The organism is Mesorhizobium sp. M7D.F.Ca.US.004.01.2.1, assembly GCF_003997785.1.
In the GTDB taxonomy this organism is placed as follows: domain Bacteria; phylum Pseudomonadota; class Alphaproteobacteria; order Rhizobiales; family Rhizobiaceae; genus Mesorhizobium; species Mesorhizobium loti.
On the sequence record NZ_RZRQ01000250.1, the window covers coordinates 1 to 8,585 of the forward strand.

The 8,585-nt window shown below is 63.1% G+C and carries 10 protein-coding genes and 1 pseudogene; 7 read left to right on the plus strand and 4 right to left on the minus strand.

What is annotated here, in order from left to right; all coding sequences use genetic code 11:
• A pseudogene (locus EN993_RS38005) lies at nt 1-266 on the minus strand (hypothetical protein); the annotation flags it as partial.
• Complete coding sequence (locus tag EN993_RS26085; protein WP_015318845.1) at nt 266-490, minus strand: DUF2007 domain-containing protein; 225 nt, start codon at nt 488-490, stop codon at nt 266-268. The gene EN993_RS26085 and the pseudogene EN993_RS38005, both read right to left, overlap by 1 nt.
• A 207-nt stretch (nt 491-697) precedes the next feature.
• On the opposite strand from EN993_RS26085, the gene EN993_RS26090 reads away from it, so the two are divergent.
• The 5 genes from EN993_RS26090 to EN993_RS26110 all read left to right on the plus strand — a co-directional run bounded on the left by EN993_RS26090 (nt 698) and on the right by EN993_RS26110 (nt 5,668).
• A complete protein-coding gene (locus EN993_RS26090; protein ID WP_127265196.1) occupies nt 698-1,714 on the plus strand; it encodes a polyprenyl synthetase family protein in 1,017 nt (338 codons plus the stop codon).
• Between the two features lie 117 nt (nt 1,715-1,831).
• Nucleotides 1,832-2,500, plus strand: coding sequence for a GntR family transcriptional regulator (locus tag EN993_RS26095; protein WP_127265197.1), 669 nt, complete (start codon nt 1,832-1,834; stop codon nt 2,498-2,500).
• A 106-nt stretch (nt 2,501-2,606) separates the two neighbouring features.
• Complete coding sequence (locus EN993_RS26100) at nt 2,607-3,212, plus strand: biotin transporter BioY (RefSeq protein WP_127265198.1); 606 nt, start codon at nt 2,607-2,609, stop codon at nt 3,210-3,212.
• A complete protein-coding gene (locus tag EN993_RS26105) occupies nt 3,213-3,656 on the plus strand; it encodes a DUF1284 domain-containing protein (RefSeq protein WP_127265199.1) in 444 nt (147 codons plus the stop codon).
• 236 nt (nt 3,657-3,892) lie between these two features.
• On the plus strand, nt 3,893-5,668 hold the full coding sequence (locus EN993_RS26110; RefSeq protein WP_109662164.1) for a tetratricopeptide repeat protein: 1,776 nt from the start codon (nt 3,893-3,895) through the stop codon (nt 5,666-5,668).
• Nucleotides 5,669-5,768: 100 nt separating this feature from the next.
• On the opposite strand, the gene EN993_RS26115 is transcribed toward EN993_RS26110, so the two are convergent.
• Nucleotides 5,769-6,230 carry a GNAT family N-acetyltransferase gene (locus EN993_RS26115; protein ID WP_127265200.1) on the minus strand — a complete coding sequence of 154 codons (462 nt, stop codon included), beginning with the start codon at nt 6,228-6,230 and terminating at the stop codon, nt 5,769-5,771.
• 201 nt (nt 6,231-6,431) lie between these two features.
• On the opposite strand from EN993_RS26115, the gene EN993_RS26120 reads away from it, so the two are divergent.
• Nucleotides 6,432-7,376: a glycine--tRNA ligase subunit alpha gene (locus EN993_RS26120; protein WP_027035983.1), complete on the plus strand. Its 945-nt coding sequence runs from the start codon at nt 6,432-6,434 to the stop codon at nt 7,374-7,376.
• Between the two features lie 3 nt (nt 7,377-7,379).
• Here EN993_RS26120 and EN993_RS37135 read toward each other — a convergent pair whose 3' ends face one another.
• Nucleotides 7,380-7,556, minus strand: coding sequence for a hypothetical protein (locus EN993_RS37135; RefSeq protein ID WP_164548640.1), 177 nt, complete (start codon nt 7,554-7,556; stop codon nt 7,380-7,382).
• 344 nt (nt 7,557-7,900) lie between these two features.
• Here EN993_RS37135 and EN993_RS26125 point away from each other — a divergent pair.
• The coding region (locus EN993_RS26125; RefSeq protein ID WP_127265201.1) for a glycine--tRNA ligase subunit beta at nt 7,901-8,585 on the plus strand (685 nt) is incomplete at its 3' end.

Genomic DNA, 8,585 nt, shown 5'->3' on the forward strand with positions numbered 1-8,585 from the left:
CGGACACGCCGGCCCATCCGGTCGACGCTTTCCATCGCGGCCGGTTCTGGCTGGTGCAGCCCAAGCAAGGCGGCCATCGCGCCGGCATGGATGCGATGATGCTGGCGGCATCCGTGCCATCCGCCTTTGCCGGGCGTCTCGCCGATTTCGGTGCCGGCGCGATGGCCGCCTTGCTTGGGCTGCACCAGCCAGAACCGGCCGCGATGGAAAGCGTCGACCGTATGGGCCGGCGTGTCCGGGACGAGGGTGGCCGGCGCGGCGGACATTATTTTCCGCGAATCTCGTTGGCGATGCCGGCATCCGTCAGGATGCGCCGTGCCGCGTCGGCCTGGTCGGCGTCGACCATGACGCGCCGCGGCAGGATGCCGAGCGAGCCGTCGAGCACGCTCATGTTCTGGTCGGCGACGAAGCAGCCGATGCCGGCATCGCGCATCAGCGATTCGACAAAGGAAATGATGACGGCGTCGTTGGTGCGAATGAGCTCAATCATCGGGCGAAACTCTCAGTTTGCAGCGCTGATGTAAACGGGCAGGCGGATTCCCGTGGCAAAGTAGAACTCCCTTTCGGCGTCGGTTGACATTCCGTCATCGCCGCCGCGCCAATTCGCCACTTGCCGTGGCCATGTCCGCCGCCCTAGAGTCCATGCAGGGACTAAGGGTGCCGTCGCACGCGTTATACCAAGACGGGAGTGATTGTCGTGGGTGTCGTTCTCAACATCGAAAACGGGAAGCGGGAGTCTGCCTCCATCAAGGATCTGATCGATCTGACTGCCGCCGATATGGGGCGCGTCAATGAATTGATCCTGTCCAAGGCCGGCTCCGACGTCGAGATGATCCCGGAAGTCGCCAATCATCTGATCTCGTCCGGCGGCAAACGGCTGCGGCCGATGCTGACACTCGCTGCCGCGCAGATGTTCGGCTATGTCGGCGAGGGCCACGTCAAGCTCGCCACCTCGGTCGAATTCATGCACACCGCGACGCTGCTGCACGACGACGTCGTCGACGAGAGCGGCATGCGCCGCGGCAAGAAGACCGCCCGCATGATCTGGGGCAACCAGGCAAGCGTACTGGTCGGCGACTTCCTGCTCGGCCAGGCCTTCCGCATGATGGTCGATGTCGGCTCGCTCGAAGCACTCGACATCCTGTCGAGTGCGGCCTCGATCATCGCCGAGGGCGAGGTGATGCAGCTTGCCGCCGCCAAGAACCTCGAAACCACCGAGGACGAGCATTTCGCGGTGATCAAGGCCAAGACCGCGGCGCTGTTTTCGGCTGCTGCCGAAGTCGGTCCCGTCATCGCCCAGGCGACGCGCAATGATCGTGCCGCGCTGCGCTCCTACGGCATGAATCTCGGCCTTGCCTTCCAGCTAATCGACGATGCGCTGGATTATGGCGGCACCAGCAAGGATCTGGGCAAGAACGTCGGCGACGATTTCCGCGAAGGCAAGGTGACCTTGCCGGTCATCCTTGCCTACCGGCGCGGCTCCAAGGCCGAGCGCACCTTCTGGAAGCGCGCCATCGAGGACAATGTCACCGATGACGCCGGTCTGGAAAAGGCGACCGGCCTGATGACCCGCCACGGCGCCATTGCCGACACGATCGGGCGCGCCCGCCATTTCGGCGAGATCGCCCGCGACGCGCTGGCGCCGCTGGAAGCGACGCCGCAGAAATCGGCGCTGATCGACGTCATCGATTTCTGCATCAGCCGGGTGAACTGAGAAACGTTGCCGCGCCTCTCCGGCACGGCTGACGAGGACGCCCGCACAAGAGGCAACCTACCGAATCCTAGTGTTGCCGTCTCGACAAGCTGCCCCGCCGCAAATTATCTATAAAACATGGCAAAGGGCACGGACGACACCATCGCGGTGCGCATCAGCAAGGTGCTGGCGGACCGCATCATCTCGGGCGCGATCGAGCCGGGGGCCAGGCTTCGGCAGGATCATATCGCCGAGGAATTCCACACCAGCCATGTCCCGGTGCGCGAAGCCTTCCGCCGTCTCGAGGCGCAAGGGCTGGCCATCGGTGAGCCGCGCCGAGGCGTGCGAGTGGCGTCTTTCGATCTGGGCGAGGTCAAGGAAGTCGCCGAGATGCGGGCGGCACTCGAAGTGCTGGCGCTGCGCCACGCCGCGCCACACCTGACATCGGCCATTCTCAATCTCGCCGAGGAGGCGACCAAGGCCGGCGACAAGTCCCGCGATGTCCGGTCGTGGGAGGAAGCCAATCGCGCCTTCCACCGCTTGATCCTCGCGCCATGCGGCATGCCGCGCCTGCTCGCCACCATTGACGATCTGCATGCCGCAAGCGCCCGTTTCCTGTTCGCGGCATGGCGTTCGGAGTGGGAGACGCGCACCGATCAGGACCATCGCGCGATCCTCGCCGCCTTGCGGCAGGGAAACACCGAATCGGCCGCAGTGACGCTGGGACGGCACGTCCAATGGATTGGCCGCAAGCCGGTCAGGACGGCTTCCGGAACCACGCGAGAAGCCTTCGCCATCGTAGGTTAGACGACCTCCGCCAAAGCCAGGGCTTGCAATCTCCGGGGAAGTGTGGATTCGATAATAGATCGAAAACAGAAATTATCTATAATTTGCAATCGATCGAGGAATCCCAATGACAGACGTCGCATTCTCACCCAGCAAGCCGTCGTTCAGCCCGCTCCGGCTTCAGGATCGTTCTCTTGCCTGGCAGGTTGGAGCCGTCGTGCTTGGCACCCTGTTCCTGGCGCTGGCGTCCTACATCGAGGTGCCGATGGTGCCGGTCCCGGTAAACATGCAGACCTTTGCGGTGACCCTGATCGGCGCGCTCTATGGCTGGCGGCTTGGCGCCGTCACCATCGTCGCCTGGCTGGTCGAAGGGGCCATCGGCTTGCCGGTCCTGTCGGGAGGGGTAGGGGGCGCGTCGTATTTCGTCGGGCCGACGGGTGGCTATCTCTTCGCCTTCCCGCTTGTCGGCGCCCTGGTCGGTTGGCTGGCCGAACGCGGCTGGAAAGGCAACAGGGTGGTGCTCGCCTTCGCCGCCATGCTGCTCGGCAACCTTGCCTGCCTGGTTCTCGGCACCATGTGGCTCGCTGTCATGATCGGCACTGAGAAGGCCATCACCTTCGGCTTCCTGCCTTTTCTCGTCGGCGGGTTGCTCAAGTCGGCGCTGGGTGCTGCGACACTCAAGCTGTTTTCGGGCTACAAACCCGAGCCGACCGACCTCAGGCCACAAGAATAAATGACGATCAGGCTACGCGCCCATCACCTCCTTTGCCTGCTCACCTATGTGGGCAAGGGATACAGCCCCGCCTTCACCGCCAATTATGATCGCGTCGCGGAGCGCCTGAGCCGGGGCGAGGACGTCCTCCTCGTTTCCGGCCCCGACGATGTCTGCGCTCCCTTGCTCGACGAGCCGGAACCGCATTGTCTCAACGAGAGCGTCGTCGAGCGGGACCGGCTCGCTGCACAGGACGTGGAGGAATTGCTGGCGCAATCAATCCGCGTCGGCGCCAGTCTCGATCTCGATGCGGCAATCCTGGCTCGGATGCGGCAGGCGTTTTCGGCGGGCCGCGTGCGCAAGGCTTGCGGCGGCTGTGAGTGGAATGAGCTGTGCAGCACGATAGCGGCCGGCGGATATAGCGACACGCTGGTGCACCGGTCCGCCTCGCCAGGCAAGGGCTGATATTGGCGCTGACCTCAATGGTCGAATCTGTGATATAGTCGGCGCCGCGCAGGGCCATGGCCGAAATTCAAGATCGGAAACTGGTGCCTGTCGCCATGGTTTGTTAATCGGGTGCCCGGATTGTGAATTCGAGGCGGATTGAAGCGTGACCCCAAAAAGGCCATGCTTTGCCTGGAAAGATCGAGTCTACGCCGATCCCGCTGACGCGGAGATGGCGCCTGGCTGAAAGGGATACGATGCGGCAAGGACGTGCGCGCTGGCTGACAAGGCTGGCAATTGTTACAGGCATGGCGATCTCGACTTTGCCGGCCTATGCCAAGCAAACCACCGAACCGGTCAAGATCACGTCGTTTTCGGGCGCCTATCTGGCAGCTCGGATCGCCGAAGGCGACAACGACCTCGACAGTGCCATAGCCTACTACAAGCAGGCATTGGCCTTCGACCCGAGCGACACCGGCCTGCAGCAGAGCCTGATGCTGTCGCTGATCGCGCAGGGCCGCTTCGACGAATCCCTCGTCTATGCCGACAAGCTCAAGGAAGTTCCAGATGTCGAGCGCTTTTCGCGCCTGGCACTCGCCGTTGATTCCTTCCACAAGAAGGATTTCACCAAGGCGCAGTACTGGCTCAAGCTGTCGCTGGAATCCGATCTCGACCGGCTGATCTCCGGGGTGATGTCCGGCTGGGCCCAACAGGGCGCCGGCGAGGCCTCCGATGCGATGACCTCCATCGACAAGCTGCAGGGGCCGGATTGGTTCGGCCTGTTCAAGTCGTTCCACCGCGCGCTGATCGCCGATGCGTCCGGTATGCCCGAGAAGGCCGAAGCGATCTACGCCGCGACCATGCAGGACACCGCCGCCGGCGGCGCCGCTCCCGAAACCTGGATGCGCAACGCCCAGGCCTACGCGTCGTTCCTGGCCCGCAAGGGCGACAAGGCCAAGGCGCTGTCGGTGCTCGACCAGGCCGAGGCGTTTTCGCCGGGCAAGCTGGAGATCGTCGCCTTGCGCGACAGGATCGCCAAGGGCGACAAGATTGCGCCCTTCGCTACTGGCCCGTCGGACGGTGCCTCCGAGATTTTGCTCGACCTTGCCACCGCGCTCAACCGTGGCGGCGGCGAGCCGTTCGTTCGCCTCTATCTGCAATATGCGCTTGCCCTGAAGCCTGACAGCGACGCCGCCCTGGTGCAACTCGCTGCTGTATCCGAGCAGCTGAAGGATGGCGAGGGCGCCATTGCGCTCTATCGGCGGATCCCCGCTACCTCGCCGCTGAAGGAGCTTTCGGACCTGCAGCTCGGCCTCAACCTTGCCGATCTCGACCGTCACGAAGAAGCGATCACCCATCTGAAGGCCTTCGTCGACGCCCATCCCGACGACATGCGCGCCTATCTGGCGCTCGGCGGCGTCTATTCCTCGAAGGATGATTTCCGCTCGGCCGCCAATCTCTACGACAAGGCTGTCGATGTGCTGAAGACGCCGACTTCAGCCAACTGGAATATCTTCTACCAGCGCGGCATCGCATATGAGCGCCTGAAGGAATGGCCCAAGGCCGAGCCGAACTTCCGCAAGGCGCTGGAGCTGTTCCCCGACCAGCCGCAGGTGCTGAACTATCTCGGCTATTCCTGGGTCGACATGAACACCAACCTCAAGGAAGGCCTGGCGATGATCCAGAAGGCCGTCGACCTCAGGCCGAGCGACGGTTACATCGTCGATTCGCTGGGTTGGGCCTATTTCCGCCTCGGCAGGTTCGATGACGCCGTGCGCGAAATGGAACGCGCCGTGTCGCTGAAGCCGGAAGATCCGGTTCTGAACGATCACCTCGGCGATGCCTACTGGCGCGTCGGCCGCAAGCTGGAAGCAACTTTCCAGTGGAACCAGGCTCGCGACCTGAAGCCGGATCCCGATGTGCTGGCCACCTTGCAGCAGAAGCTGATGAAGGGCCTGCCGCCGATCGAATCCAACACGGCGCAGGAAACCCCGAAGGTCAAGCCAGAGCCGGTGCCCGCCCCGAAGGGGTGAAGTCGACTATTTTGAATACGAACGGGGCTCTTTTCGGAGCCCCGTTTTCGTTTGGGCCACATGCGCCCGCCCAGACGCTCGCCGATTTGCGGAGACGGCCTCAGAACATCTTCCGGTAGACGACAAACCCGGAGCGTTCGCCGACCTTGTCATAGAGCTTCATCGCCGTGTGATTGGTTTCATGCGTCAGCCAGTACACCCGACCTGAGCCGGCGGCCCAGGCACGCTCATAGACGCCCTCGATCAGCGCCCGGCCGATGCCTTTGCCACGCGAGGCCTGTGTGGTGAAAAGGTCCTGCAGGTAGCAATTCGGTGCGATCGACGTGGTGCTGCGATGGAAGAGATAGTGCACTAGGCCGAGAAGCTGTCCCTCGCTCTCGGCAACCAGCGCATGGACCGGCTCGTAGGCATCGAAGAAACGCGACCATGTCATCTGGGTGATCTCGCCCGGCAGGGCCGTTTCACCCGAGCGGCCATAAAATGCGTTGTAGCCGTCCCACAGCGGCAGCCATTGCTCGAAATCCCGGCGCATAACGGGACGGATGACGATCGGGCTGGGCATGGCTGGACCTGTTGTCATTGACATGGACGACGCATCGAACAGACCTCAGGCTGCCATGACCGGCAATGGGCCACGCCCTCGCAATGCTTTCAACATCGTCCCGCACGCTTCCGGCGATCCGCGCCGGCGCGCCTTGCTTGACGCTTTGCCGCCGTGTCTCTAGGACGTGCCGGCAAGCTAGCCCGTGCTGTCGAGGCCACCATGACTATTGAAATCCCCGCCCATATGCATCCCAGCCGCTCGTTCCAGGGGCTGATCCTGACCTTGCACAATTACTGGGCGGCCTATGGTTGCGTCATCTTGCAGCCCTACGACATGGAGGTCGGCGCCGGCACGTTTCATCCGGCAACGACGCTGCGCGCGCTTGGGCCAAAACGCTGGAATGCCGCCTATGTCCAGCCTTCGCGCCGTCCCAAGGATGGCCGCTATGGCGAGAACCCGAACCGGCTGCAGCATTATTACCAGTATCAGGTGATCCTGAAGCCCAACCCGCCCAACCTGCAGGAGCTCTATCTCGGTTCGCTGGCAGCGATCGGCGTCGACCCGTTGCTGCACGACATCCGCTTTGTCGAGGACGATTGGGAAAGCCCGACGCTGGGCGCCTGGGGCCTCGGCTGGGAGTGCTGGTGCGACGGCATGGAAGTGTCGCAGTTCACCTATTTCCAGCAGGTCTGCGGAATCGAATGCGCGCCGGTGGCCGGCGAGCTGACCTACGGGCTGGAGCGGCTGGCCATGTATGTGCAGGGCGTCGACAATGTCTACGACCTCAACTTCAACGGCCGCGAAGGCGCCGACAAGGTCACCTATGGCGATGTCTTCCTGCAGGCCGAGCAGGAATATTCGCGCCACAATTTCGAATACGCCAACACGGCGATGCTGCTGCGCCACTTCGAGGACGCCGAGGCCGAGTGCAAAGCGTTGCTCGATGCCGGCGCGCCGGCGTCTAACGACAATCTGCCGATGCATCGCATGGTTTTCCCGGCCTATGATCAGTGCATCAAGGCCAGCCATGTCTTCAACCTGCTCGACGCACGCGGTGTGATTTCGGTCACCGAACGGCAGAGCTACATCCTGCGGGTGCGCAATCTGGCGAAGGCCTGCGGCGAGGCATTTTTGAAGACGCAGGCGGGTGGCTTGGCAGCCTGAGTTTCAGACCCGTTTCATCATCTCGAAGGAAATGTTGATCGGCAGGACGTTCTGTGTGCCGGTACCGTCGATCGTGCGCAATGCCTGCCGCACGCCCGGCATCGAGAAGGCGCCATGGGCCTGCGCGGTGAAGCAGGCGCTGAGCGCGAGGATCTGCAGAAGTCTGGATGCCGTTTTCATGGTCGTTGAGCCAATAGTTCCCTGCCTGAGCGTGGGTCGCTTCAGCGCTGCGTTCGGTTCATGGAAATCTTTGATCCAAGGACGAGCGGGATCGTCTCGTCCCGACAGGGCGGCCAAGATTTCTGGAAATGGGCGCAAATCGGCGATCGGCGCGCGGAAAGGGTGACAGCGGCCAGCCGAGTTGCTATGCCCCGCCCGGACCATTTTGCCGCGTGAGCCCCATCCATGCCTGACCTGCTTCTAGAACTCCGCTCGGAAGAGATTCCTGCCCAGCCGCGCGACCGCAGCGCCGGAGGCGCGAGGACGCGCAAACAGGAAAATGGCATGCGGGCGGAGACACTCTGATGCCGGATTTGTTGCTCGAACTTCGTTCCGAGGAAATCCCTGCCCGCATGCAGCGCAAGGCGGCGGGTGATCTCAGGAAGATGCTGACCGACGGTCTGGTCGAGGCGGGACTGACCTATGAGGCGGCGCGCGAGTACTGGACGCCGCGGCGGCTGACGCTCGATATCAGGGGCCTGACCGCGCGCTCGAAGGATGTAAGCGAAGAGATCAAAGGACCTTCGACATCAGCGCCTGAACAGGCGATCCAGGGGTTCCTGCGCAAGGCCGGACTTGCTTCGATCGCCGAGGCGCATGTCCATTCCGATCCGAAGAAGGGTGACTTCTACGTCGCCCATATTTCGAAGCCGGGCAGGGCGGCCGAAAAGATTATCGCCGAGCTGGTGCCGGGCATCATCCGCAATTTTCCGTGGCCGAAATCGATGCGCTGGGGGCCGGCCTCGGCCAAGCCCGGCTCGCTGCGCTGGGTGCGGCCGCTGCAATCGATCCTGTGCACCTTCGGCCCGGAGACCGAGGAGCCTGTCGTGGTCGATTTCGAGATCGACGGCATCCGCTCGGGCAACGTCACCTATGGCCACCGCTTCCACGCGCCTGATGCCATTACGGTGCGCCGCTTCGACGACTATGTTTCCAAGCTGGAAGCGGCGAAGGTCGTGCTCGATGCCGACCGGCGCAAGGAGATCATCC

Bases quoted from the DNA above. Each gene is read 5' to 3' on its own strand.
- EN993_RS26085 (WP_015318845.1), bottom strand. From the start codon at position 490: ATGATTGAGCTCATTCGCACCAACGACGCCGTCATCATTTCCTTTGTC.
- EN993_RS26115 (WP_127265200.1), bottom strand. From the start codon at position 6,230: ATGCCCAGCCCGATCGTCATCCGTCCCGTTATGCGCCGGGATTTCGAG.
- EN993_RS26105 (WP_127265199.1), top strand. From the start codon at position 3,213: ATGACGATCAGGCTACGCGCCCATCACCTCCTTTGCCTGCTCACCTAT.
- EN993_RS26110 (WP_109662164.1), top strand. From the start codon at position 3,893: ATGCGGCAAGGACGTGCGCGCTGGCTGACAAGGCTGGCAATTGTTACA.
- EN993_RS26095 (WP_127265197.1), top strand. From the start codon at position 1,832: ATGGCAAAGGGCACGGACGACACCATCGCGGTGCGCATCAGCAAGGTG.
- EN993_RS26100 (WP_127265198.1), top strand. From the start codon at position 2,607: ATGACAGACGTCGCATTCTCACCCAGCAAGCCGTCGTTCAGCCCGCTC.
- EN993_RS37135 (WP_164548640.1), bottom strand. From the start codon at position 7,556: ATGAAAACGGCATCCAGACTTCTGCAGATCCTCGCGCTCAGCGCCTGC.
- EN993_RS26120 (WP_027035983.1), top strand. From the start codon at position 6,432: ATGACTATTGAAATCCCCGCCCATATGCATCCCAGCCGCTCGTTCCAG.